This window comes from Paenibacillus sp. sg306046 (genome assembly GCF_059821225.1).
This window is the reverse complement of record NZ_JCAMRT010000002.1, coordinates 19,283-44,951: the sequence shown is the minus strand read 5'-3', so window position 1 is coordinate 44,951 and position 25,669 is coordinate 19,283. Positions and strand designations below refer to the sequence as shown.

Annotated in this window: 16 protein-coding genes; 3 read left to right on the top strand and 13 right to left on the bottom strand. The window is 57.4% G+C overall.

Annotated features, from left to right (window positions below; genetic code table 11):
• Positions 1–91 precede the first annotated feature (91 nt).
• Both AC6ROY_RS02195 and AC6ROY_RS02190 read right to left on the bottom strand, forming a co-directional pair.
• Complete coding sequence (locus AC6ROY_RS02195) at positions 92–1,756, bottom strand: extracellular solute-binding protein (RefSeq protein WP_500098322.1); 1,665 nt, start codon at positions 1,754–1,756, stop codon at positions 92–94.
• 530 nt (positions 1,757–2,286) lie between these two features.
• On the bottom strand, positions 2,287–4,518 hold the full coding sequence (locus AC6ROY_RS02190; protein ID WP_500098321.1) for a helix-turn-helix domain-containing protein: 2,232 nt from the start codon (positions 4,516–4,518) through the stop codon (positions 2,287–2,289).
• Positions 4,519–4,713: 195 nt separating this feature from the next.
• On the opposite strand from AC6ROY_RS02190, the gene AC6ROY_RS02185 reads away from it, so the two are divergent.
• Together AC6ROY_RS02185 and AC6ROY_RS02180 are read left to right on the top strand one after the other, a co-directional pair.
• Complete coding sequence (locus tag AC6ROY_RS02185) at positions 4,714–4,827, top strand: YjcZ family sporulation protein (protein WP_500098320.1); 114 nt, start codon at positions 4,714–4,716, stop codon at positions 4,825–4,827.
• A gap of 375 nt (positions 4,828–5,202) precedes the next feature.
• Positions 5,203–5,580 carry a hypothetical protein gene (locus tag AC6ROY_RS02180; RefSeq protein ID WP_500098319.1) on the top strand — a complete coding sequence of 126 codons (378 nt, stop codon included), beginning with the start codon at positions 5,203–5,205 and terminating at the stop codon, positions 5,578–5,580.
• 170 nt (positions 5,581–5,750) lie between these two features.
• Here AC6ROY_RS02180 and AC6ROY_RS02175 read toward each other — a convergent pair whose 3' ends face one another.
• The 9 genes from AC6ROY_RS02175 to AC6ROY_RS02135 all read right to left on the bottom strand — a co-directional run bounded on the left by AC6ROY_RS02175 (position 5,751) and on the right by AC6ROY_RS02135 (position 16,094).
• Positions 5,751–6,866, bottom strand: a complete 1,116-nt coding sequence (locus AC6ROY_RS02175) for a glycoside hydrolase family 88/105 protein (RefSeq protein WP_500098318.1) — start codon at positions 6,864–6,866, stop codon at positions 5,751–5,753.
• Between the two features lie 12 nt (positions 6,867–6,878).
• A complete protein-coding gene (locus AC6ROY_RS02170) occupies positions 6,879–7,856 on the bottom strand; it encodes a pectinesterase family protein (protein ID WP_500098317.1) in 978 nt (325 codons plus the stop codon).
• A complete protein-coding gene (locus AC6ROY_RS02165; protein ID WP_500098316.1) occupies positions 7,853–8,932 on the bottom strand; it encodes an alpha/beta hydrolase family protein in 1,080 nt (359 codons plus the stop codon). Before AC6ROY_RS02165 ends, AC6ROY_RS02170 begins: the two co-directional genes overlap by 4 nt.
• Before the next feature lie 47 nt (positions 8,933–8,979).
• Complete coding sequence (locus tag AC6ROY_RS02160) at positions 8,980–9,801, bottom strand: carbohydrate ABC transporter permease (RefSeq protein ID WP_500098315.1); 822 nt, start codon at positions 9,799–9,801, stop codon at positions 8,980–8,982.
• Positions 9,801–10,697: a carbohydrate ABC transporter permease gene (locus AC6ROY_RS02155; protein WP_500098314.1), complete on the bottom strand. Its 897-nt coding sequence runs from the start codon at positions 10,695–10,697 to the stop codon at positions 9,801–9,803. The genes AC6ROY_RS02160 and AC6ROY_RS02155 overlap by 1 nt, the downstream gene beginning before the upstream one ends.
• 114 nt (positions 10,698–10,811) lie before the next feature.
• On the bottom strand, positions 10,812–12,089 hold the full coding sequence (locus AC6ROY_RS02150; protein ID WP_500098313.1) for an ABC transporter substrate-binding protein: 1,278 nt from the start codon (positions 12,087–12,089) through the stop codon (positions 10,812–10,814).
• Between the two features lie 160 nt (positions 12,090–12,249).
• A complete protein-coding gene (locus AC6ROY_RS02145) occupies positions 12,250–13,869 on the bottom strand; it encodes a response regulator transcription factor (RefSeq protein WP_500098312.1) in 1,620 nt (539 codons plus the stop codon).
• Entirely contained in the window at positions 13,866–15,743 is a 1,878-nt protein-coding gene (locus AC6ROY_RS02140; protein WP_500098311.1) for a cache domain-containing sensor histidine kinase, read from the bottom strand. Before AC6ROY_RS02140 ends, AC6ROY_RS02145 begins: the two co-directional genes overlap by 4 nt.
• A 153-nt stretch (positions 15,744–15,896) precedes the next feature.
• A complete protein-coding gene (locus tag AC6ROY_RS02135) occupies positions 15,897–16,094 on the bottom strand; it encodes an ATP-binding cassette domain-containing protein (RefSeq protein ID WP_500098310.1) in 198 nt (65 codons plus the stop codon).
• A 53-nt stretch (positions 16,095–16,147) separates the two neighbouring features.
• Between AC6ROY_RS02135 and AC6ROY_RS02130 the strand changes: the two genes are divergently transcribed.
• The gene (locus AC6ROY_RS02130) at positions 16,148–16,759 is read left to right on the top strand and encodes a Crp/Fnr family transcriptional regulator (RefSeq protein ID WP_500098309.1); all 612 of its coding nucleotides are present in this window, start codon (positions 16,148–16,150) and stop codon (positions 16,757–16,759) included.
• 140 nt (positions 16,760–16,899) lie between these two features.
• Here the strand turns inward: AC6ROY_RS02130 and AC6ROY_RS02125 are convergent, their stop codons facing one another.
• Entirely contained in the window at positions 16,900–24,963 is an 8,064-nt protein-coding gene (locus AC6ROY_RS02125) for an S-layer homology domain-containing protein (RefSeq protein ID WP_500098308.1), read from the bottom strand.
• Positions 24,960–25,538: a hypothetical protein gene (locus AC6ROY_RS02120; protein WP_500098307.1), complete on the bottom strand. Its 579-nt coding sequence runs from the start codon at positions 25,536–25,538 to the stop codon at positions 24,960–24,962. The genes AC6ROY_RS02125 and AC6ROY_RS02120 overlap by 4 nt, the downstream gene beginning before the upstream one ends.
• Positions 25,539–25,669: the final 131 nt, after the last annotated feature.

The following is a 25,669-nucleotide window of genomic DNA, read 5'->3' as shown; positions in this document are numbered from 1 at the left end:
CTCCTTCCCCCCGTTTGCGCGGCGGAGACGAGCAGACCTGCTGACCGCAAGTGTGCGCGTCCCCGCCAAGCGCGTAACTCGGGGTTCGGCTTTATTTTTTCTTCATTTCCTGGTAAGCGGCTTTCCGCTCATTGAGAATTTCCTGACCGCCGCTGTTCATGTAATCCTTCAATACTTGTTCATACGTTTTGTCGAAATCAGCCGGCTTCGCCAGCACGGACTTTACAATCAGTTCATCATATTTATCGCGCAAGCTTGATCCATACTTCACTTCTGCCTGAATCGGACGAGAGAAGCGCAGCTGCGGCTCCGTATCGGTCATCGCGATTTTACGAGCCAGCTCGCCATCCTTCACATATTCCGGCGGCAAATGCTTGACGCTGAGCAATGTGTTTTTAGCTTGGTCGCCAAGATCCTGACCGTTCGAGATGATCATGAAGTCTCCGCCAATGAACATTTTTTCCTTCACCTGCTGGCTGTCAATCCGGACCGGCACGCCATCCTCGAGCTTGTAATCGACGCCCTCGTCACCGTTAAAGATTTTGAAGTAGTTGTCCTTTTGCGCCATAAAGTCAAGATATTGAATCGCTTCCTTCACGTGCTTGCTCGCCTTCGGAATCATCACGTACATCCCCGCCGGCAAATACATCGGCTTCGTATGCTTGCCGTCCGCGCTTGCAAATGGATCAACCGGCAGCAGCTTCGCGCCCTTCACGTTGGTTTGCAGCACCTTGTAAACGCCTGGAGTGGTTTGCAGCGGGTTGATGGAATCCTCGCTGAACATGCCGACCTTGCCGGTCATAATGTCCTGATTCATCTTTTTCTTGTCTTTATCCAGTGAGAAGTCGGCGCTCATCAGCCCTTCGTTGTACAGCTTGTTCATAAACTGGACGGCTTCCTTGTGACCAGAGGTCAGAACCGGGTAGTCGTTGGAGCCGAGCTGCATACGCTGCGTGTACTTCTCTTCCTCGGTCAGGTCCTTCTTGATGAACGGCCAGATGATCGGCTCGAAGGAGGCTGGAGCCAGCGCCATACCGAGCGGAATCAGATCCTTGCCTACCTTGCCAGGGTCTTTTTCTTTGAACGCCTTGAGCGTCGCATACACTTCCTCCGTCGTTTTCGGAACCGGCAAACCGAGCGCGTCCAGCCAGTCTTGACGAATATATGAGGCGTATTTGCCAACCTCTACCCGGCGCGCCGGAATTGCATACTGAACGCCATCAAACTGGCCGAACTTGAGTGTGTCCGCTCCCAGAAACGCCTTCAAATTTTTGCCGTGCTCATCAAGCGCCGCGCCGATATCGGCCAAACCGCCCTGTTGCACATAGTTGTAAACGAGGTTGCTGTCGTACGTGAACACGATGTCCGGAGCGTCGCCGCCGCTGGCCATCAGCACGTTCAGCTTCTGTACTTCCTGGGCGCGCGGCACCGGCACATATTCCAGCTTGATGTTATTAGGTGTCGCAAACTTCTCCTGCATCCACTTGGTCCAATAGTTGTCAGTCGCCGATTGGCCTGCTGGCGCATTGCCGCGGTCGAACATTTCCACGCGCAGCGTTACCTGCTCTTTCTTTTCCGCGGCTCCGCCGGAGCTGCCCCCTGCATTCGGCTCACTGGACGAGCAGCCGGCGAGCACCGTGCCGCAAGCAAGTACGGAGCTGACCGACAGAAGCGTAAGCTTGTTCCATTTTTTTTGTTTGTTCAACGTAAACCCCTCCTTGTTTAGGATGTAGCCTTGGACTACCAGAGCTTGCATGGACCGGGCTTCGCGGATCAGCGGCTTCCCTATTTATTAGGACAGAGCAGCCTGATCCGCCTTCCGGCATGTTGCGCTTGCCGGTGTGACGGTCGTCGCTCGGGGCGGCTGTTGTCTGCCGTCCGAGCACAATTTGGTTATACCGTACGTCCGGGAATCCCGGCAACCAACAAGATTCTACCCGCCCAACTAAATGCCGGATTCCAGTCCGGCGGCCCGCTTAACCCGATTCTGTGAAGCCAACCGGAACCCCAAACGCGGTGAATTTCCGTCAATTTCGCCCGGTTAACCGTTTCCCGCCCGCTAACCAAATTCCGAAAACACTGCAGGGACGGGCTTTTTCGCATGCGAAGCGCCAAAAACACAAATAGACCGCCCTCCGTCAAGGCAGCGGCCCATTTGCGCCGTATATCCTGAATTCAAGCCGCTGCGCCTGCGCAGCGGCAATGGCTTGAGTAGACCTCAAGCGGGATTGACCTGCGTGACCCGTAGTATACGCCATAACGCCTGAACGTATACGATACGGCAGCCTACATCAGCTTGCGGTAATCGCCCGGTGTCGCGCCGGTCACCTTTTTGAAGGACCGGCCAAACGAAATGCTGTGCGTATACCCGACCTTGGTTGCAATTTCCTGGATCGAAGCGTCGCTTTGAATCAGCAGCTTTTTCGCCTCCTCCATCCGCAGCTGGACAAGGAAATCGACGAATTTCATTCCGAATCGTTCTTTGAACAGCTGGCTTGCATACTTCGGATTGATGCCGAACTTCTCGCTGAGATGGTTCAACGACAAATCCGGATCGGCAAAATTCTCCTCGATATAGCGCTTCATCTCGCTCAGCATGGACGTCTGGCTTTTCGAATCGCGCAGCTCGGCATACAGATGCTCCTGCTCCAGCAGACGGCTGAGCAGCGCCTCCAGCATCATCTCCACCGATTGTGCCTGCTCCAGCTCCTCGCTGAGCTGCGGAAGCGACGCCTCCCAGCTCGCCCGTAGCTCGGACGGCATCTCATCCAGCTCCCGCTGGAACATATGCAGCGTGTAGTCAATCAGTTCCCCGATCTCACGGTCGCTCAAGCGCTCGCCGCTCATATGGGTGAACATATGGCGCAGCATCTCCTGCCATTTCGGATTCGCCATCCGGAAATATTGAAAGGCAAGCGGCACCTGCTGGTAGTAATGAAAGCTGCCCGGCGGCTTCTCCCTTCCTTGCTCCGAGGGGAGGAATACGGCGTTGCGACCGAGCGTCAGCTTGTGCTCCAGCGGAAATAACGCCTGCTGACAGGACACACGCAGCTCCGACGGCTTCGCGACCGCAGTCCCCAGGCCAACCGACACGGAGAAGCGCAAGCTTGCCTCCACCCATACCCGGAACGATTCCCCAAGCCGCTTGAGGAGCTGCTCCACCGTCTCATCTCCCTCCTGCTCCCCGAACAGCACAAGGATGCCCATACGCCTGCTCGTCAGCCACTCTGTCCAGATGGTCAGCCGTTCGCCTTCGGCAAATTCATGAATCACATTGTTAAGCGCAAACTTGAGCAGCTGCTGGTCGCGTTCCGAATACTGCAGCTGAAATCCGGCATAGTCATCAATTTCGGTCACGACAGCCGCCAGCCTCCGAAACGTCTGGGGCAAATGCAGCCGCTTCGTTCGCGCCTGCCATTCCTCCAGTCCGATGCTTCGGTCACCGCTGATCAAATCGTGGAAAAATTGACGCCGGTGAATAAGCAAATCCTCCTGAAACTGCTTCTCGAACTGGCTCGTCTGGTCCATCAAGCTTTCCAGCGCCTTGTCGATAAACGCAAACTCATCCCCGCCCGGCTTGCCCGGCGGCAAGTGCCGCGCCTGATAATCCTCGATTCTGGCCATAATCAGCTCGATCGGCTTATAGTTGCGCTTCGTAATATAGACGAGGTACACGATACACAGGATAAGAATGGCGACCCCGATCCCTATCCATACATACGACACGACCGATACCCAGCCGAACAACTGACCGGCCTTCAGACCGCTCGTAAACGTCCAGTCCAAATAACGCGAGTGAACCTCACTCATCACCTTGGCGTTGCTCTCCGAGGAATTCGGCGCCGAAGCCCGGTTCGGATAAATCCGCTTGTCCTGATCATAAATATTCATAAAGGTTAGTTGGCCTGCTGTCCATTCATCGACCGTACGCAGCAGTTCGCCCAGCCGAACGTTGATAATGACAATCCCTTGATTGCCGAACGGCAGCAGCATCCGCTTGCTCATCGTAATGACGGTTTCCTCCGAATCGCTGACGTACCCGCGCAGCAGCCGCGGGGACGACCAGCGCATGCGCGGCGAAGCGTCCCGCTCCTGCTGAAGAAACGCCTTGTCCTCAAACCGCTGGATCGGCTCGGCGGAGCTTTGCGTAAGCACCAGATTGTCGCTATACCGGTAGAAGTAAATCGAGTGAATCAAATAATGCTTGGTCATCAGATTTTTGGCATCGCCTGATAGCTGGTATTGCAGCAGCCTTGTATCGGCGCCGGACTGGTTGGTGAAAAAATCACGGACATTCCCGTTTACCTCCAGCTCCTTCAGCACGGATTGCTCCACATCGCGCAGCGATGTTTCGACGGTTTCGATCACATAACGGGACGAGATGCCGTTTGCCTTCTCCGCCTCCTTCTTGGACACCTCGGTCACAAGCAGAAACGAGATAAACAACACGGATGAGATCGCTACCAGAAATACGGGGAAATACGAAAGGATTAACTTTTTGTACCATTTATTTGTCATAGGGACACCATCCTGCCCTCATTGTACCGCTATTTTACTATAAACGCACAGCAAAATACTACCGGGAGCGCTTAACTTCCGATTTCGGCTTTCCGCCGCTCTGCGACAGCTGCACCTTTTTTTTGCCGAACGCCCACGCCAGCGGCCCGCCGCGCTCATACCATACATAAGCTCACTCGGGAGGAGGCAGAAACGATGGGTTATGTAGGTGGAGTTGGCGCAAGCTGCGGAGGCGTTGGGACGACAACTGGCGTTATTCTGGTTCTGTTCATCCTGCTTGTGATCATTACTAAAACATTCTTTATCTAAGACAAACGGCGCGTCAGACCGTGGAGCACACGGGGACCAGGTACCAGGTTGCCGCATGACGTACGGGGGCTTCCCCCGTATGTCTGGTTCTGCTTTGGCAAGCGCGGGCGATGAGATGGTGTTTGGGCGATCCGTTTTTATTGAGAGGAACCCTCACGGGGAAGCTGCTTTAGAAAAGCTTCGATCTGATCCATGTAACCGGGGGGCGTTAATTGTCTAGGGGCAAAAAGACTGATCGCTACCGCTCGAACATATCCTGCTTTCAAGTGCAGAGACAGGCAGGAATACCCTGTGATATAATGTTGATGATGTAACGTCAGCAACATTCGTGATCATCATAGGGATGAATACTTTAGGGAAAAGAAGGTAATGAGCATGTCTAGTGCCAGAGTCATTGACGCCGAAAGACACATTCTTGAGATCAGATGGCTGCCCTCTGCAACATCTGCAGACATTGAACGAGTTACGTCTGAAATTTCTGCCTACGTTAAAAAAAATAACTCGCCTTTTTTTGATTTGATCGTCGACATGCGATCTGTCAAAGCGTTTTTAGCCGAATCTCAGCAGACGCTGGTCAAGCATCAAAAGGACTGCAAGGCTCTTGGACTGCGCAAAGCCGCTGTCGTCGTTGAGTCGACCATTGCCAAAATCCAGCTTAAGCGTTCAGCCAAGCAAGCCGAGAATGACAACGAGACGCATTGGGACAACTACGACGAAGCGCTGCGCTTCTTGAGAAATGGCGGTACGCTTTAAAGCATGCAGATTTGAAAGCGCTATCTCGAATATAAGAGGGGCTTCCCTCTTTGCTCGCCCGCCCTCAACCTGTATAAGCATGTGTGGAAACGCGAAAAGACGCCCCTGGCTCAGGCTACTGGAACCAAGGGCGTCTATTTTTCTTACACAAGTGATGGAGTCTTCGGAAGCTAAGCTTGCCGCTTCTCGATTTCCAGGCATGCGAGCACAAACGGCGCAAAGCCCTTTGGATCGTCGCGGCGCGTCGGCTCGCTGATGTAGTATTCGAAGGAGCCGTCGCGGTATGGCGTATTGCCAAGTCCGGCCACGCTGCAGATGCCGTTCAGATGCAAGGAGCCGTCCTCGTCATTCTCGACATAACGATTCAGCAGCCCTTCATAACCGCGAACAGCGGCGTTATACGCCCAGCCGTCCAAATACCCGAGATTGGCGCCCTTCGCAAGCGCGTAAGTGAACATCGCCGAGCCGGACGCTTCCAAATAGTTGCCCCTCCGGTCGCCATGGTCCATCACCTGGTACCAGAGACCGCTCTCCTCGTCCTGGAAGCGGACAACCGCCTTGGACAAGCGGTAAAAGATGCCGATGATCTGGCCGCGCTGCGGATGATCCTCCGGCAGGTCGTCCAGCACATCCACGACAGCCATCATATACCAGCCGATTGCGCGGGCCCAGAAGTGCGGCGAGCAGCCGGTTTCCGGATTCGACCACCGCTCTTCTCTGCTTTCGTCCCAGCCATGGTACAGCAAGCCGGTCTGCGGGCTGCGCGAGACGCGCTCCATCAGCAAAATTTCGTTGGCGATGTCATCGAACCATTCAGCCTCGTCGAACGCCTTCGCGAACTGCGACAAAAACGGGGACGTCATATACACGCCGTCCAGCCACATCTGGAACGGATAAATTTTCTTATGCCACAAGCCGCCCTCGCTGGTGCGGGGATGCCCCTTCAGCTGAGCCGCCAGCTTCTCGGCAGCCTTGCGGTATTTCTCTTGGCCGGTTTGCTCGTACAGCAGAAACAACGATTTGCCCTGGTTGATCATATCGACGTTATATTCATTGAGCGAATAGGTGTCGATGCTGCCGTCCTCTTTAATGAACAAGTCCATATTTTCCTGGATGTAGCGGAAATATTTCTCGTCGCCCGTCTTGCGCCATACTTGCTGCAGCGCCGTCAGGATGCATCCATTCTCATAATTCCAGCATCTGCGTTTTTGAAACGGCATATCCGAAACAAGCGGGTATTGCTGCATAAAGGAATCCGACATCGCGACTGACCAAACTGTACTCAAGGTGTACCCTCCTTAATCGTTTAACGGCTTCCAGCCATCCTGCCCGGCCAGCACGGACGCCGCCGTATATTCGGCCGCCTCGTTCCCGCACAGCCGGGTGGCCCAGGGCACCCGGCCTTCGGCGACCGCGCCCGGCCCGCAGCTGCCCGCTTCTGCGTAGAAGGCAGTCCGCTCGGCTTCGGACTTGCCCCAGTTATCCCAGCCCTCCGCCTTAATATGCGGGCCAAGCCAGCAATCGACAAACACCGTCTTGGCATAAGCCCGCCATGGCCGCCCCAGGTAAACGCTGTCAGGCGGGGCATCGCCGGTCAGCAGGCAATTCAGGAACACGTAGCCGTACGGCGAGTCGGCCGGCGTCGAAGCGGCGGTCACCCAGCCGTGTGCGCCGTCCGCCGACGGCCGCTGCCTGGAGAAAATCTCGCAGCCGTGAAACACCGCGATGGCCGAGCCGAAAATAAAATCAATATCGCCCTCGATGTAACAATGCTCGTAATAGTGGCGGCCGACGACACGCGGCGCACCCTCCCTCGGTCCGCCGAAGGTCGGCCGGTCGAAGGGAATTTCAGGGAGCGGCCCGGTAAACAGCGTATCCTGATGCCCGTGAAAGTGGCAGTTGCGGAACACAGCCCGGTCGCCGTCCACATACGCCGCAATTGCTTGTCCGACAAGCTCGCCGGGCCCCGCACTGTTTTCAAAGGTCAGGTGCTCGGCAGTAAAATCATCCGCTCCGATAAAAATCGTATAGGAATGAAACGTATGATACAGCTCGCCGTCGCTGAACGTTTTACGGGCGTGATCATCATAAGTCAGAATCGTGCTGGAAGCGTTATCTCCTCTAAGAGTAATACAGCGCTTCTGGATATTCAACTTTTCTTTGTAAATGCCAGGCTTGATTTCAATAATCACCCTTTCCCGGTTGTCCTCGGGAATCTGGTCAATCGCGTCCTGAATGCGGGTAAAATCCCCGCTCCCGTCTGCCGCTACGATCATCCCCGCTGCGCCTCCCGTCCTGCTGCCCCCTCCTCGGAAAGCTGCTGCGTGAGCCAGTCAAATGACCGGCGTCCGTTAATTTCATGTCCGCCCGGAGCGATATCGAAGTCCAGCCGCCCAGCCCCACCGGCTTGTCCGTACATCGCGATCAGTCGGCGAATCGCCTCCTTCGCCGGCTGAACCGGGAACACCGCATCCTGCTCCCCGGCCTCGATAAACAGCGGCCGCGGAGCAAGCAGTCCGAGCAGCTCCGGCTGCTCCGCCAGCTGCAGCAGGCCGGGCACATAATTATCGACGCAATGCGGCTCGCGCAAAATGCTGCCCTTGAACGTGCTCGCATAGCCGCACAGCACGGCCGCGCGCACCCGTTCATCCAGCGCAGCCGTCAGCGACGCGATCAGCCCGCCGCCGGAGAAGCCGAAGGCGCCGATCCGCGCCGGGTCAACCTCCGGCCGGCCGGCGATCAGATCCAGCCCGCGCATCGCTTCGTACACGCGGAACCCGGCGATCGTCATGCCGCACATGAGCAGCTGCAAGGCAATCGGCAGGCAGCTGTAGTCTGCTGCGGATGAGCCGGCCTCCACCTGCTTGCGCAGCCTGCGGTCGCCGAAGCCGATGATTTCCGGCACGAGCACAAACATCCCGCGCCGGGCCAGCTCCACTGCAAACCGGTTATGAATGCCCGGCTCATCAGCGAAGGTACCGTCCGGGTTCATGCCCAGCGCCGCGCGCTGGCCGATGCCGTGTCCGTGACAGGCGAGCACGGCAGGCAGCCGCACCCCGTCCGACCGCTGCTGCGGATACAGCGCATACGCTGGAACCCGAAGGCCCGCATACGTCGTATAAGCCAGCTTCTCGATCACCAGTCCGCCATGATCGAACTGCTCCAGCAGCTCCGGCTGCAGCGGCTCCCGCTGCGCGGGAAACGCGCCGAGCGCATCCGCCAGCCGCGTCCTAAGCTGCTGCTGGCGGTCCGCAAACGGCAGCAGCTTGCCCGTCTGCTCCAGGCTGTCCGCCCACGTCGCCGCATACAGCCCGGCCAAATAGTTGTCAGGACTCCACATCTGCATATACATGCTCCTTCTCCTCACGGATCGCTTCACCGCGGCGCGGCGCGCCATGTTTAGCCTTTCACAGCGCCTGCCGCAACGCCGCTGATAATGTACTTTTGCAGCGCCATATACAGCACCACAATCGGCAGCGACGATAACATCAGGCTTGCCGTAATAATATCCCAGTCGCTGCCGAACTTGCCGAACAGCTTGTAGATGTTGATCGTCAGCGTGGCGGCTTCTTTATCCGTCAGCACCAGAAACGGCAGCAGGAAATCATTCCACGTCCAGAGCGCGTACAAAATCGCCACACTGCTGACCGCCGGCTTGAGCAGCGGAAATATAATTTTAAAGAAAAATCCGACCTCGGAGCAGCCGTCCATATAAGCCGACTCGTCAATTTCACGCGGAATGCTTTTCACAAACGCATGAAACAGGAAAACGGCAAAGCTGCCGGTCGACATATAAATAAGCGAAAGTCCCAGCGGGTTATTCGTAATATGCAGCGTTTTGGACAGCTGGACGAGCGGAATCATATACGTGTAGAACGGTATCAGAAACGGGAACGTGCACAGCAAGTAAATAAACCAGCTCAGCTTGCTTCGGTCGCGGGACAGCTTGTACCCGGCCAGCGCCGCGACGAGAATGACGCCGACGACGGACGCAGCTGTAATGATCACATTATTTTTAAACGCCGTCGCGAAATTGGTGGACGCCCACGCCTTCACATAGCTGTCAAAGTACAGCGTCTTCGGAAACGCGAGAAACGACTCAAATATTTCCCGGAACGGCTTAAACGAGTTCAAAGCAATCAAATACACCGGGAACAAATACAGCACCAGCAGCACGAGCAGGAAAATAGCCAGCAGAGGGTTCGATCTGGACTGCCGCATTACGCCTCAACCTCCCTGGACTTGAAAAATTTCAGCTGGAAGTACGAAATGATCAGAACGATGATGCCAAGCACGACGGATTTGGCCATTCCGTAGCCGAAGCGGTTCGCCGAACCAAATGCTTCATAGTAAATGTTTAGCGCAATCGACTCGGTCGCGTAGCCCGGACCCCCGCCCGTCAGCACGAAGATGGCATCGAAAATTTTCAGCGAGCTGGTAATGCTGGTGAAGACGCAGATGGAAATCGAAGGCATCAGCAGCGGCACGGTAATGGACTTGAACCGGGTCCAGCCGGTTGCGCCGTCAAGCGAAGCCGCCTCCATCACGCTGCTGTCGATGGTCTGAATGCCTGCCAAATAAATAATCAAATAATAGCCGACGCCAAACCAGATGTTCATCACAATAACCGAATACAACGCCAGATGCGGGTTGCCGATATAATCCAGATTCAGAAACTCCAGCACAGGCGCAAGCTTGGCGATATCGGGAATGATTTCGATGTACATAATTTTCCACGTAAAACCAACTACGACGAGACTGAACACATAGGGCAGGAAAAACAACGTGCGCAGCGTGTTTTTAAACCGCGCGCCGCTTTCGATCAGCACCGCCAGCACAAGCGATACGAAATTCGAGACAACGACTGTACATGCTGTAAAAACAAATGTGATCCACAAGGAGTGAAGAAACCGGCTGTCGTCCGTAAACAGCTCGATGTAATTATGCAGACCGTTAAAAACAGCCTCCCGCTCGATGCCGTTCCAGTCCGTGAAGGACAAGACGACGCCGCGGGCCAGCGGGTACAGGAAAAACAACGCAAAAACAATGAGAAAAGGGGCGGTGAACAATAACAGGGATCTGACCTGTCTGCCATTCCGGTTCATGCTGCTTTCCATATGGGTTTCTCTCCTTAAACCAAACGGCTTGGGCAGTCCGGGGAGACAGGGGCAGCCCTGCTTCGCCGGACCGTTTCAGCCGCGTCGTTTTCTCTAGGTTTCATTCAGACCGGTTTATTGCTTGGACAGCTTCTTCCACGAGGCGTCGATATTTTCAAACAGCTGATCCTTCGTCTTGCCCTTGGCGATGTAGTCCTGCATTTCCTTGCCGATAATATCGGCCAGGCCGCTCGGCCAGAAGTTGATGACGAAGCCGCGTGTTTTTTTGCCGTCCGCGATATATTTGGCTACATCGGCGCTGAGTACGTTCAGTTCGGCCTTCGGATTTGCGGCGGACGTGGACTGCTGCTTGAGAATGCCGCCTACCGTAGCCTCCGCGCCTTCCTTGGATACCATCCACTTGAGGAATTGCTTCGCTTCCTCCGGATGCTTGCTATCCTTCGAGATAAAGATGAAGCCGTCGCCGTCCGCCAGCATCGTCGCATCCTTCGGATCGTCGGAGACCGGAATCGGCGCCAATCCAAGCTCTACCTTCGGATCAAGCTTGACCAGCTCTTCATACGACCAGACGCCCTGAATCGCCATCGCGGCCTTTTTCGTGCCGACCAGATGACTCATATTGGAGAAGTCGCTCGACAGCGGATTTTGACCGTCATTGGCATTGTAGATGTCGAACAGCTCGAACGCCTTCACGAGCCGGTCCGTTTTCGTCGTCACCTTGCCTGTATTCATGTCATCGTAAAATTGCGGGAAGTTGTCCAGCGTCGCGCCCTGCATCGCCCAGAACATATGGTAGCTGAGCCACACATCCTTGAAGCCGGAGGCAAACGGGGTAATGCCGACCTTTTTCAGCTTCTCTACCGCGTCCTTCATTTCGGTCAACGTTTGCGGCGGCGCGCTGATGCCCGCTTCCTTAAACGCCTGCTTGTTGTAAATCAGACCGTAGCCGAGCACCTGGGTCGAGATGGCGAACGTTTTGCCGTTATATTTGCCGCCGTCCCGGAAGCCGGGCAAAATGCCTTCTTCAATTTTGTCGCCTGTCAGGTCCAGCAGCTGGTCGGCGTCCACAAACGGCTTCATGGCCAGGTAACCGGCGTAGTTAAACAGATCGGGCGCATCCTTGGTTGCGATTTTCGTCTTCAGCACCGAGTCGTAGTTATCGAACACATGGTCGAATTCAACGGTAATGTTCGGATGCGTTTTATGCAGCGCTTCGTTGATCTGATCCTGGTATTTCGGGTAATCGACGACCTGGGTCAGAAATTTCAGCTTAACCGGCTTGGTCGCCGGGGCCGCTCCGCTGTTGTCCGCCGCAGGCTGGCCGGAGCTGCAGGCTGCGAGCATCAGACATGCTGCGGAAGCGATCAGTAACGTTTTGAAGCTCTTTTTCATGTAGATAAACCCCTCTCTAGTGGATGATGATCTTAGTTTAAGAGGAATAGCGGAAAATAAACATGTACACGCTTGCGGTACACTTGTACTTCCTTGAACAAAACGGCAAAAAAGCTCCGGCGGCCGGAGCTTGACTTGCTGCGCATCCCTATTCAGCTGCTTATTTGAACTGGTCCCGGTAAGCGCGGGGCGAATGGCCGGTATGCTTCTTGAACGCCTTGCTGAAGTGACTTTCATCATTGAAGCCCAGCTCATCGACAATTTCCCGCAGCTTCGCATCGCCCGAGGTCAGCAGCAGCTTGGCCCGCTCGATCTTCAGCGACGCGATAAATTCGAACAGGTTGGTGCCGAATTCTTCCTTGAACATTTTGGAGATGTACTCCTTGCTGAGAAAAAAGGTGTCCGACAGCTCCTTCAGCGAATGCTTGCGGGCATAGTTTTGCTCCAGATAGTCGCGGATGTCGTAGATGACCTTCCGCTCCTTGCGCTGCTTCATCTCCTGCCCGGAGACGGCATCCATGAAGGCCAGCACGCAGCTCTGGACGAACTGCAAATTCAGCTCGCTTGCAATCTTGTGCCGCAGCGACGTCAGCTCGCTGATGAAGGCCGGCTTGTCCTCCATCGTATCGACCAGCCGCTCCAGCTGGTACAGCAAATCGGCGTTCAGCTTGCGCACATGCGTAATGCTCCGGTAATCGGATTGACCCAGCTCCTGGTAAACCTGCTCGACCGTCTGGCGAATAAACGCCATGTTGCCGGTATCCATCGCCGCTCCAAGCTGCTTCTCCCTGCTGCCCGGCTGCAGCTGCGGGGATCGGGTCTGCAGCTGCAGCTTGTCGTAAAACGATACCCGCTGCCGCTCCTCCATCGCATTCAGTTGGGACAGCGCCGCGCGGGCTTCATTCAGCGAATGCCGCACGTCCTGCGGCGCCGGATACGAGCCGCCGACGCCGACGAGCACCGCCACGTCCAGCAGCCGCCTTAGCTGGTCGCTCATGTCGGCCAGCAGCCGGGCGAACGCCTCCTGCGCCAGCGGCTTGTAGAAAATAAGCAGCAGCTCGCTGTCCTGCTGCCGGCTGCGGAATGATTTGCCGAGACCGGCCATAAGCTCGTCGGCGATATTTACCACGGCAAACAGCAGCAAATACGGATTGGAGCGAAACCGCCGGTCTGCGACAGCCTGAAAATTTTCGATCACAAGCACCATCACGGTGAAGCTCGGCTCGGACTCCAGCCCTTGCGGCATGTCCAGGCAGCGAACGAACGCTTCCTCGCTGGCTCGCGAGCCGGTCAAAAACTGATTTAAAATATTTTCATTCAGCAGCGGCAAGCTTTCATTCAGCTTTTGCTGCACCATCAGGCTGGTCTGCTGCTCGTCCTTGCGGGCGGCGATTTCTTTGACCGCATTCCGCAGCGCGTCGTTTAACGCATCGCGATGAACCGGCTTCAGCAAGTAATCGACAACCCGCGAGGAGATCGCCTGCTTCATGTAGGCAAAATCGTCATAGCCGCTGATCACGATCAGCTTCACGGCCGGGTACGCCTCGCTCAGCCTGCGGATCAGCTCAGCCCCGCTTAATCCCGGCATGCGCATATCGGTCAGCACCAGATCCGGCGGCTCCGCCTCAACGGCTGCCCACAGCTCGTCCCCGTCCTGTACTTCCAGAACGATCCGGATGCCAAGCTGCTCCCAGTCTCCCTGCTTGCGGATTGCGCTGCGCACTCTGCGTTCATCATCTGCCAATATAGCTGTATGCATGACGGACATCCTTTCGTTCATGAGCCTGAGCCTGCTGCTGTCGGTGTTGCTGCGGTCGGCGTTGCTGCGGTCGATGCTGGTTTCGGTACGGCTGGCGCTATCGGTATGGAAATTTCGACGGTTGTTCCTTCGCCCGGCTTGCTCTGTATCCGCATGCGGCAGTCGGGGCCGAACTTCAAGTACAGCCGCTGACGCACATTCAGGATGCCGATGCTGTCCCGCTTGTCCAGCTCCAGCAGGTCCGGGGAATCGAGACTGTCCTGCAGCGCGGCCAGCACGTCCGGAGCGATGCCAACGCCGTTATCGCGGATGCGCAGCCACAGCTCCCCTTGCTCCAGCCCGGCCTGCAGCACAATGTCGCCGTTATGCTTCGCCGGCTCCAGACCGTGAATAATCGCATTTTCCACCAGTGGCTGAAGCAGCAGCTTCGGCAGCTGCAAATGACGAATCGTCTCGGGCACGTCAATCCTGCTCGTTAGCCGGTCCTCGAAGCGGCACGTCTGGATAAATAAATAGTCGCTGACATTCCGCAGCTCATCGTCCAGCGTCGCCAGCTCGCCCGGCTTGAGACTGTACCGCAGCATATCGGACAACGACTGGGTCATCCTGACCAGCTCGTCGATGCCCTCATCCAGCGCCACACTGCTGATCGTCTGCAGCGTATTGTACATGAAATGCGGATTAATTTGCGCCTGCAGCGCCTTCCACTGCGATTCCTGGTTAATCAGCTTCATCTTGTATTTCTCGGTAATCAACGTATCAATCTGCTGAATCATCCGGTTATACGCATGCGAGATTTGTCCGATCTCATCGGTTTGGCTGACCGCAATCGGCATCTGGAAGTTTCCCTCCCCGGCCTTCACCATAAACCGCCTGAGCTTGAGCAGCGGCCGCGTCAGCCGGAAGGAAATATAGGTGGTCGTCCCGATCAAAATAAGAATGATCGCCAAGCCGAGCAGCAGGTTAATCGCCCGCGTTTTCTCCGCCTGCTCGACAATGACATGCACCGGAATCAGCTTGCACAGCAAATTGCCGTTATGCTCGGACCGGGCGTAAACCATCAGCTTAGCTTCACCGCTGCCCGCCTCCGTGAACTGGAAAAAGCCTGCCGGCTGCGTTTCCGCCTGGAGGCGGGCCAGCAGGCCGGGGTCAAGCTCCGCGATCTGCGGATTCGAGCTGTAGATCAGCTTGCCCTGCGGATTCCACAGGCTGACCTCCTCATCGGGATTCAGGATGCCCTCGCTGCTGATCCGCTCCAGCCGCGTCAGCTCGTAGTTGATGGTCAGCACGCCGATTTCAGGCGAATAACCTTTGATCAGCCGGGTGAGCGAAAAAACGGGCGTTCCGGCGTTAATCCGGTATTCCGCCGGATAACCCTCCAGCCGGTGAGCCGGCTCCAGTACCAGATTGTCCTGGGACGAGATGGCGTGCCGGTACCAGTCCTTGTTTTCCATCGCCTGCGCATTCAGGAAAGACGTATTCAGCGCCCTATTGATGACATACAGCTCCTGGATGGACGGCGTGTAAAACAGCACCGAGTTGGTTTCCTTGCTGGCCAGGTACAAGCTCATCAGCTTCCGCAGCTTCAGGTTATGCTGGATGAAGGCATTGTCCGCCATCTGGTATTCCTGAGAAAACAGCAGATCGGAATAAAAGGTCAGCCCGATCTGTTCAAGCTGGATCAAGTAATCGTCCAGCCGGCTGTTGAGCTGCTTCAAAATAACCGTGTTGTTGGCAATATAGCTTTGCTCCAGCTCGTGGGCAAAGTTGCGGTACGAAATATAGATCAGCAGCATCAGCGGCAGCAAAATGACGCCGATAAAGCTGACGATCAGCTTGGTCCGGATGCTGCGCATCATCCAATTGAGCATGCCCATCGTGTCTCCTTGGTTCATCGTTGCCTGTTGGCTCCAAGTATACGAGTGGTTACGTAAATTGACAAGTCGGCGCTCGTTTGGCACAAGCTCTATGGGCGGACAGAACGCAAAAATTCCCCGTCCAGCCCGGACGGGGGAATGCGGCTGCCGCTATTCCGACTCCAAAATAAATTAATTCAGCACAATCGTTTTGCGGCCCGCCAGCGCATAAATGACATCCATAATTTTCTGCTCGCTCTCCACATCAACATTTGAAGTCGCTTCGTCGAACACGTACAGATCGCTGTCATGCAGCAGCGCCCGGGCCAAAGCGAGCCGCAGCCGCTGGCCGCCCGACAAATTCGCACCCTGCGGAGTTTTAAGACACACCCTCGTCAAAAAGCACGATCAAGTCGGTTGTATTTACAACGGAGTGGATAACGATGCAAAGATTTCACACACTTCTCGCCGATCCCCCCTTGCTCGAAAATATTACCTTCGAGGAGCTGGGCTTGCTGTTCAGCTGCCTTGGCGCGATCGTCAAGCCTTACGGCAAAGATGAAACGATCGCACAGCCGGATGATGACCTCGGTTATGTCGGGGTCGTGCTGGCCGGCAAGGTGCAAGCGATGACGACCGACCTGCACGGGCAGCGCAATATTTTGTCCTGCCTGCTGCCGTCCGAGCTGTTCGGGGAAGCATTCATCAGCGCCCCGGCTGCAGGCAGCCCGTTGACGCTGACGGCAGGCGCGCGAACCGTTGTGCTGCTGCTGGAATTCAGAAGCATCTTCACAGACGGCACCTCCAGCTGCCCGTTGCAAACGAGACTGATGAAAAACATGCTACGGGTCATCAGCCGCAAAACGCTGCTGCTGCATGAGAAGCTAAGCTGTATCGGCTACCGGACGACGCGGGAGAAGGTCGAAGCGTTTCTGCATACGCAGATGCGGCATGCCGGGCAAAACCCGTTCGATATCCCCTTTTCCCGCGCCGAAATGGCCGACTATTTGTGCGTGGACCGCAGCACTTGCGACGAAGCTTCATGCATGCTTTAAGCGGGAGCTAAGTCTTGCGATGCATTGAATCCCTCAGCTTCGCTGAGCACTCGAACATGCCGTAAACTAAAAAAGCTGCGCCGCCAGCCAGTCTGGCGGGGCGCAGCTTTTCAAAGTATGACTTTTTTCATTGCCTTGTCTCAGCCTTGCTTTCCTGATCCTCCGAGCTTGCTCATCACCCGCAGCATAAGCGCCGCACCCTGGGCTCGGGTAGCAGGCAAGACAGGGCCGAAGCGCCCCTCGCCAATGCCGTCCATAAAGCCGTTGCTGCTGGCGATGTCTACATAATCGGCTGCCCATGAGGCAATCTCCCCAGCGTCCAGATAGGCAATGCCCACGCTGGCAACGGTTCCGGCTGCGCTGTCAGCCCCGGTACCGTGTCCGGCCTCCGCCTTGCCAAGCAGCTTGCTCGGCTCGCTTCCAGTACGGCTGTCGCCCGGCTCCAAGCCGGCAGCGCGCACGATCAGTACGGCAAGCTCCTGCCGGGTAAGCGCATCATCGGGACGGAAGCTGCCGTCCGAGCCTTGAACCAGCCCTGCTTGCTTCGCATAAGCGATATACGGCGCGTACCAGGACGTCGGAGCGACGTCATGGAACGGAGCATCCGCAGCGGGCGCCACGGCAAAGGCCGCAGGAGCTGACACAGCACCATCAGCTGCAGCCGCCGCAGACGCAGAGCTAGCTGGCTGCTCCCGAGAGGCTTCGCGTCTCCAAGCCATTTCGACAAGCAGCTTCGTAAACTGCGCGCGGGTCAGCGGCTGATCCGGCCCAAAGGCATGCTCGGTCATCCCGTCCACCCAATGTCGGGCGATCAGCACCTGCACGTCACGCTCGGACCAATGCCCGCGCAAGTCGTCAAATTCATGCGCGTATACCATCACCCTGTACGTTCCCAGCTGTGTGATATCGGCCGTCAACGCGCCTTCCCCGGCTTCGGCCTCACCGCCAACATACACCCAGCGGTTAGCATCGGCGGTATCCTGGCGGTACATCGCCAGCTGCCGCACATCCAAATTCGGGTTCTGGCTCCGAGCATACCGGACCGTGAGCTTCAGCGGCTTCGCAGGGCCGCCGGAGGCGGCAGCGGCCTGAATCGCAAACGCTTCGCTGAACGGCTTATAGCGTGCCGGCAGCGTGGACACCTGGGCAGGCTTGACAAGCAGACGGTCTCCCGCCTTGAATGTGCCGGCCTCGTAAGCAAGACGAACCCGCTGCTCGTAGCCGCTCCATGCTCCGGCCGTCGGGCCAACCTCAGCGTATGCTTCCGCTTCGGTTACTGGCGGCGGCGTGCTGACCGCTGATCCGCCGCCCGACCCGCCTCCCGACGAGCCGCCCCCGCCTGATCCATGCCCGCCTCCCGACGAGCCTCCGCCTCCGCCGTTGTCCGTCCCGGCCCCGGCTGTACGCGCCTGCAGCAGGACGCCGCCCGATACATTCCAGATTCGATCGGCCGTCATCAGGCGAATATCGTAATCCGTAGACGGCTCCAGACCGTCAATCCGCAGCTGCTGGACGCCGGGCTCCATATACAACGGCATCGTGAACGTTTTTTCGCCATGCTTTTTCCAGGATACAAGCACCTTCCGCAGATCGGAATCGACGGGGTCCGTCCAGCGTACTTGCAGGGCGTTTTTCTCCGCAGTCGCTGCCGGAGCCGTCACGTCCCCCGCCGGTACGGTATCTACTACTAAGGCTGCTTCCTCGACGGTTGCACCTTCCGCCATAATTCCTGCCGATTCTCCCGTGGTATCGCTGGAAACGGATGTAAGCTGCACTTCATAGGCGGTACCGGAAGCTAATCCGCTCAACACATAGTCACGGGAAGCACCCGCCAGTTCAATCGGCCCCTGAAACGCGGCCCCGCTGTGTTTCACCCGCCAGTACAGCTTAAACTGCTCCGGCTCCAATCCCTTTCCAACCGCCCAATGCACGCCAAGCTGCTTGCGACCGGTTGTGACCTTCACGGCTTCAGCGGCGTCCGCAGCCGGAGAATCGCCCGGCTTCAACGTGACGGCAGCCGAATAATCGTCCTGCATCGGCACTCCGCTGTAGCTGCTGAGCCAGCGGGCTACTGTAATGGTATACGAGCTGCCGACCGTGACTTCCGCTTCCGGCCAGAAGCGGATTTGCTTGGCAAGCAGCGCGCCCTCAGCAGCCTGCTTGACGTTAACGGCTTCCATCCGTCCGGCCAAGCGCCTTCCGTCCGCCGTTTCCATCACGATAGCGCCGTTCAGCAACGAATCGACACGCATATAGGTGCTGAAGGTCACCAGGACCCCTTTGCCATACACCGCATCCACGACCGTCACCCGAGGCGGAACGACCGAAATCATCGGAATATTAACGTCCAGATGCGGCGGAAGCACAGTAAGCTCGCGGCTTCGGGCAGGCAAATAGCCGTCCTTCTCATATAAAACCCGCCACTTGCCTTCAGGCACATCCCAGCCGTACCGGCCATTCGCATCGGTGATGAGTGGATTGCGCTGTCCGTACCATTCGGAGTCCCACATGTCCCAAGCGCCGGTTTCTTCATTTTGTTTCAAAAGCGTGGCGGTTACGCCCTCCAGCCTGTTGTCCTCCAACGCTTCGTACGTGTAGCCGCTTGGGTCCCAAATCCAGACCGGATCGGCAACCTTCCCTTCATCGTCCTCACGCTTCGGCTCCGGGCGCTCCTCCCGGTCCTCGTCGTCGTCCTGTTTGTCGCACCGTTCGATCGCACCCGCATCGGCCATGTCGTCGCGCCACTTCTTCTCCTTTTCAAACTCCGCCTTCAAATGATCCAGCTCTTCTTTCCAGTTCCGCTTAACCATCTCGCCCGCAGCCGCAAGTCCCAGACCGATCAGGACGCCGCCAACCGGCGGAATAACAAGCGTTAGCGTGCCTGCTACGAGCGCCAGGCCGGTAGTCGCATTTTTCAGCAGCAAATTGGTTTTGGCTCGCTCATACAGCCTTTCCGTGGAATTCAGGTAAGCATTGACCGTCGGCAAGTGGCATTCGCTGTTGATGACATAGTCCTGAAATTCATTCAGCTGATCCGCGTATTCCGCGAAATCCAAGCCGTCAGTCACGTATTTGCGCAAATTATTAAATGTGCCCGCTACTTTAAACGTACCCTTGATCGTAATCCCGCCGACTTCCCCGGCAACCGTCGTACCCGCCAGCGCCTTGAGCAAGGCGGTCGATTCGCCCGTCAGCATGGACACCGGCACCGTGCCTTCAAATTCAATCCTGCCGGCCGCTTCATCCACCTGAACCCGAACGTCGCGAAACGACTTGCCGGTTCCTCCAGCAGCGCTGGCCGCCTTGGCAGACAGCCGGAAATACGCCGTTTCCTTCACACGCTCATCCATCCTGATTTTTACCGTCGGGGAATGGATAAACCCGTCATCAGCCAGCGACTGAACGGAGGGAAACGGATTTTCAGCCGAATCATCCGGCAGCAGCTCATACGACGCGGTACGCCAGATGTCCGGCATTCGGGACTTCTCTGCCTCCCAATCCTCCGCCGACGGCAGCCCGGGCTTATATTCACGGGGGTCCGGCAGCAGCGTATAGGTCACATACAGCCCCGTGCCGAGATTCGCGCCGGTCTGGAGCATCGCATGGAACTTGCCGTCGCTTGGCTCAAAGACAGCAGGAGCCTCCAGCTCGCCGATCCGTACCTTCATGTTCGTAAAGCGCTGCGGCTCCTTGGCCTCCAGTTCTACGAAGATCGGCAGGCCCGGCACGACAACATAAGGAAACCGTGCCATGCCATCGGACGGGTTAAGCGTGACAGAGCCGCCTTCTGATTGCCGCATCGTCAGCTTGGTGATCATCGGCTGATCCGGGTCAACTGTTACGGTGACCGAATTGGACACAAGCTCTCCGTCCGCCGAATCCGTCTTGGCCAGCAGCGTATACGCCGAAGTCTCGTTCCATACCCCCGCGCCCGGCTTCTCCGGCAAGGTGACCGAGGTGTGCCACAAGCCCCCCGGCGTCGCCTGAATGCGGCCAACGAGCTGATCCTGGGCATAAATCGCTACCGTCTGGTTCGCTGCGGCCCGGCCGCTAACCTGAATCGTACGCGCCAGCGAGCGCTGCGGCGCTTCCAGCGTCAGCTGCGGCAAGCGAATCCAGGAGCTGCCCAGCAGCTCCTCCCGGTTCCCCTGCAAATCGCCGTACCCAATCCGCACCTTGGCCAATACATCGGCGGCTGCGTCCGCGCCAAGCCTCAATCGGTAGCTGAACGCCGCCGCTGGCTCGAATGACGAAATGGTTCCTATCGGAACTTTGTATAGCAGACCGCCGTCGGCGCTCTGGCTGACCGCAGGCTCAACAGCGCTGCCCTTGAGCAGCACGCTGCCCGGCACAAGCTCGGTCCCGAGCGGCGGCTCGATGCCGATATAACCGCCTTCCACCTTGCTGCGGGAGCGAGGAAGCTTGTAGGTGCCGCGCAGCGTCACCGTGCTGCCTCTGGCGGCTGTAAGCTCCTGGACGTTCAGACCGTTATCCGGCTGACCGTAGAACAGCTCGCCTCCCGGAAGCGTCAGGTCCGGCAGCTCCAGCAATTGTCCATCCGCGACCTCCACCCGCTGCGAATACGTTTTGGAGCTGCCGGGCAGCCAGGAATCGCGGGCGATTCGCAGCTCCACCCGGCCGCTTTGCGGCAGCGAGATCGAGAAGCGGCCTGACGCATCCACCAGCACTCCGCGCACATAGCCGGCCTGCTGACCGTTGATTTTGCTGGCATACACGCGGAATCCGTTATAGCTCGGCTCGCCTGTCAGCTTCCCCGTAATTCTGGCCTTCTCTTCCAAACGAAGCTCGACGGTACCGCTGCGGTATTCATCAAGCGTGACCTCCGAGCAAGCGGATTGAAGTCCGGCCTCGGTTCCGTTCATACAAACCTGCAGCCGCTCCCCCGGCGTTCCGGTCAAGGGCAGCACATTATGCCGAAGCTCTGACGTGCGGTACACCAGACTGTTCCCTGTTCCTGTCGCTGTCAAGTCATAATGAACCGCTGTCCGCCAATCCGGAATTTCGATCCGCTTCCAGTCCTCATCCAGCAGCTTCATCCAGGCATGAATCGTCAGATTCCCCGGTCCCCGGCGCACAAGCGATACATTCGCGTCGACGGTTTGCCCGGCTTGGAGCTGCACCCAGATCGGACTTTCCGTCCGGATCAAAGGAGGCCGGTTCCGCTCCGCCTGGAGGAGGTGGGCGCCGGCGCTGGCACGGAGGCTGTACCGGCCCTGCGCATCGGTCACCGTTTCCCTCAGCGAGCCTCCCCACGGCTCGGTCAGGACGACGCGGACCCCCGCTTCAGGCGTACCGTCAGGCCCTGTGGCAACCCCTTGGAGACTGCCGAAGCTCGTTGTCTCCAGCTCCAGCGAAAACCGGTTCACGCCGGGAACCAGCGTGTACGTCCTAATCGGCGGGCTGATGAACGGCGGCGGAGCGGTGATGCGGACCTGCAGCTGACGGCCTGCCGAATAAGCTCCGAGAAAATGCGCCTCGCCCGAATAGCTGCTTTGAGCTGTGCTGAGCAGGAAGCCGTCAAGATCAAGCAAATCGACCTTGGCTCCGCGAACAAACCCCACGCCGTCCTCGCTTTTAACAAGCACAGCTACTCCTGCGGACGGATTTACCCGAAGCTCAAGCGCCGTCTCCGTCGCGCTCGCCAGGATGATCGGTTCGGGGTATTCGAGCAGCAATCTCCCGGCGGCGTCGAGCACCTTCAGCTTGTAATCCGAAGCTGCGCCTGCCGCGAGGCTGACTTCCAGCTCCTCCTTGAGCATGACGCTGCTGCCGTAGCCGTTCGCTTCGCTCCACAGCATCAGCCAGGAGCCGCGCAGCTCAGCCGCGTAGTCCGAATGCACCTTCACCTGAAGCTGCCCCGCGACGGCCGCGGGCAAGAAATCGGCGTCCTTCGACACGGCGGGGTTTGTGACGCTGCGTACCCGGATCGCAGTCAGCTCTACAGCCTCCTGCGGCAGCAGAGCCGATCCGCTATACTCCGCTGGAAAGCCGACCGACGCGGCAAGCTCCACTTGTTTCTCCTTCGGCGCGCCGGAACGGTCCTTATATTGCAGCATGGCCTGCAGACGCTGACCCTTCGTTCCGAACGCCTGTATCACGATCCGGCTGCCCGGCAGCGGCAAGCCATGGACGGACGGCTCCGGGTACCAGCCGACCTGATGAATCGAGCCTTCCGGCTCAGGCTCCTGCTGTCCGCAGCGCTCGAAGCATTGGACGTACAGCGCCGCTCCGTTTTGCAGAAAAACCGCCTGATTCCCTGTGGCGCTCAAATCAACGCCGGTCGTCGCCAGCGCTCGGTTGCCGATTTGCCGCCATGCCTGACTTTCGCGATCGAAGCGCATCGCCCCCTGTCTGGAATCAAACGGCTCCGAAGCCGCGTTGCCGAATTGATTGAAGTTTTCGTACTCCAGGGTGACGTACCTGCCATCGGCGCTCAGCTCGGGATGCTTCTGCCAGATGCCGAGGCTGCTCGGGAAATCGCGGAGCAATTGATGAATGCCCGTTTGCAGATCCAGCACGAAGACACGGCCTTCTCCCGTTGGCTTTGCTGCCATGTAGGCCATCAAGTCGCCGTCGCGCGACAAGCTCGGATAGCTCGCATGCTGCTCGGAGCCGCTGCCATCCTTGACAGGGATCAGCTCCAATTGCCCGGTAGCCGTAGCATACCTGTACAAGCGGCTGATTTCGCTCGGCATCGCTTCACCTGTAAGGTTGGAGGCGTCCGATCTGAACGCGATATAGCGGCCGTTGCCGCTAATGACAGGCTGATCGCTCGCGCCGTTGGCCTGCATGCCCCCCGCCCCCGCGCTGATCCGTCTGACCTGCTTCGTTGCGTCATCGTATTCAAATACATCCAGGGTACCCTTTGTGTCCCCGCTCACCACGTTGTCAGCGGCGCTCGCAAACACAATCCGACTCGCATCATCGCTTAACGAGATCGACTCCGCCGCTCCGTTCAGCTCGATGATCGTCTCCGATTCCCCGGTTTGCAGATCCGTTCGCAGGAGCGCGGTATGGCCTTCACTGTCCTGCGGGGGAGCATAGACGATATAGCGGCCGTCAGCGCTCAAGCCGATCAGATCAACCAGCTCGCTGGAGCTGTACCGGTCCGGCGCTTCGCCAACCCGGATGATTTGCCCGGTAGCGGTCCATATGGCATACAAGCCATGAGGCTGCTCCTCATTAGCGCCCGGCAGTGCGGCATCATTGGATAGAAACGCAATCGTTGAGCCGTCCTCGCTGATGACCGTTCGCCAGAACGACTCCCGGTTTTCAAACGTATCCTGTGCCTGCACAAGCAGCTTCGCATGCGGATGCTGAGTTGCCGTAAGCAGCTCCATATACGCTTCCGACCGGTTGCCCGCCTTATCGAGGGAATAAATTTCATAACGGAAATAAGTCATCGGAGCCGCTTCCGTTTCCAGATGATAAGGAAGCTTCGTTTCCTTGAGCGGCTGTCCGTTGCGGACGACCAGGTAGCGGTCAATGTCCGGATCGGGGATATACGTGCCTGAGCCGTCAGGATTGGGAATCGTCCGCGGCTGCCATTTCAGCTCAATTTGATCATAGGCGGGATTGGACCAGGAAATCTCCCACGGGCCGCTAGGAACCGTCCGGTCAACGTCAAGCTTCAGCTCATTCGATCGGTCGCTCGTCAAGCCTCCCAGCGCTGCCGTGGCGGCTATGACGTAGCTCCCTTCCGACGGCAGCGGAACCGTCAGACGAAAGGACCCCGTCTCGCTGCCGGCTGTACCGTCAGCCATCACCGTTCCTGCTGTCACTTCAGCCCCGCCGTCCATGCTGTACACGACGGTTACAGCTGCATGAAGCGGAGCGGTTCCCGCCACTTGTACGGATAATTCATTGGTCAACGCCGGAATCGGGTCCAGCTGAGGCGGGACCGGCTTGGCGAGCGCCGCCTTCAGCGGATCAAGCCCCCCATAAACCGGCGGCTCCGGCGAATAAGTCGCAGCTGTCACCTGCGCCAGCTGCTCGGTTATGACCTGCGCTTCCTCGCGCGCTCCGCCCAAAGCGCCAACGGAAGAGGCAGGCAGATCAGCGAAGGCATACGTCCGGCTGGCCGGAAGCAGCGGCAGCGGCGTGATCACGCCTGTCAAAAAGCTGAGCATGACCAGCGAAACGGTTGCTTTCCTGCGAATGGCTTTCACTCGGCCTGCTTTCATCCCAGCTCGTTCACCGCCCTTCGGCTCGAATAACTCATCCGGTTCAGCTTGTTGGCCCAGATCGCATACCCCATCCCTACGTAAGTGAGTCCCCAGAACAAGGCGAAATATTTATTGTCTTCAATCGGCAGCACCATGGAGCCCATCATCAGTACAAATAAAACGGGAACCCAACGCGGAAATACATGGGCTCTGTAAGTGAGTATGGCAAAAAGCAGCGTCCCGCCAGTAAAGCCGACCAATGAAAAAACACGCGAGAAGGTGAACAGCGGACTGTCCGGGGTTACAAGCGGCTCTGCCGAAGCCAAAGCGGCCCACACCATGCAGGTCGTGAACAAGTTGCCGAAAATAATAGCCATGGTCGTCACAAAGCCCGTAACTCCAGTCTCCTTCGATTGAACCATATACGTAACAATCGTACCTGCCGACATCAGCATACAAGCGATCAAACCGCAAATAAGCTCTTGCGTGCTGTCCGTTCCCCAGATCAAGGCGGCCGGCGTCATCCCCATACGTGTAATACCGGCCAGCAAGCACATCATGCCCAGCCACCTGATGATTTTCTTTTCATTCATGTATCCCTCATCCTCTCTGTGCTTCAGCGACAGCTTTGATTATAGGATAAGGGAAATCATGGAAAACAGAGTACCCTTTCCCGATTGCCCGGGAAGATAAGCCGCCATGCTCGGGAACATTCGGGAAGCGG

Bases quoted from the DNA above. Each gene is read 5' to 3' on its own strand.
- AC6ROY_RS02195 (WP_500098322.1), bottom strand. From the start codon at position 1,756: ATGCAAGCTCTGGTAGTCCAAGGCTACATCCTAAACAAGGAGGGGTTT.
- AC6ROY_RS02190 (WP_500098321.1), bottom strand. From the start codon at position 4,518: ATGACAAATAAATGGTACAAAAAGTTAATCCTTTCGTATTTCCCCGTA.
- AC6ROY_RS02185 (WP_500098320.1), top strand. From the start codon at position 4,714: ATGGGTTATGTAGGTGGAGTTGGCGCAAGCTGCGGAGGCGTTGGGACG.
- AC6ROY_RS02180 (WP_500098319.1), top strand. From the start codon at position 5,203: ATGTCTAGTGCCAGAGTCATTGACGCCGAAAGACACATTCTTGAGATC.
- AC6ROY_RS02170 (WP_500098317.1), bottom strand. From the start codon at position 7,856: ATGATCGTAGCGGCAGACGGGAGCGGGGATTTTACCCGCATTCAGGAC.
- AC6ROY_RS02165 (WP_500098316.1), bottom strand. From the start codon at position 8,932: ATGTATATGCAGATGTGGAGTCCTGACAACTATTTGGCCGGGCTGTAT.
- AC6ROY_RS02160 (WP_500098315.1), bottom strand. From the start codon at position 9,801: ATGCGGCAGTCCAGATCGAACCCTCTGCTGGCTATTTTCCTGCTCGTG.
- AC6ROY_RS02155 (WP_500098314.1), bottom strand. From the start codon at position 10,697: ATGGAAAGCAGCATGAACCGGAATGGCAGACAGGTCAGATCCCTGTTA.
- AC6ROY_RS02150 (WP_500098313.1), bottom strand. From the start codon at position 12,089: ATGAAAAAGAGCTTCAAAACGTTACTGATCGCTTCCGCAGCATGTCTG.
- AC6ROY_RS02145 (WP_500098312.1), bottom strand. From the start codon at position 13,869: ATGAACGAAAGGATGTCCGTCATGCATACAGCTATATTGGCAGATGAT.
- AC6ROY_RS02140 (WP_500098311.1), bottom strand. From the start codon at position 15,743: ATGAACCAAGGAGACACGATGGGCATGCTCAATTGGATGATGCGCAGC.
- AC6ROY_RS02130 (WP_500098309.1), top strand. From the start codon at position 16,148: ATGCAAAGATTTCACACACTTCTCGCCGATCCCCCCTTGCTCGAAAAT.
- AC6ROY_RS02125 (WP_500098308.1), bottom strand. From the start codon at position 24,963: ATGAAAGCAGGCCGAGTGAAAGCCATTCGCAGGAAAGCAACCGTTTCG.
- AC6ROY_RS02120 (WP_500098307.1), bottom strand. From the start codon at position 25,538: ATGAATGAAAAGAAAATCATCAGGTGGCTGGGCATGATGTGCTTGCTG.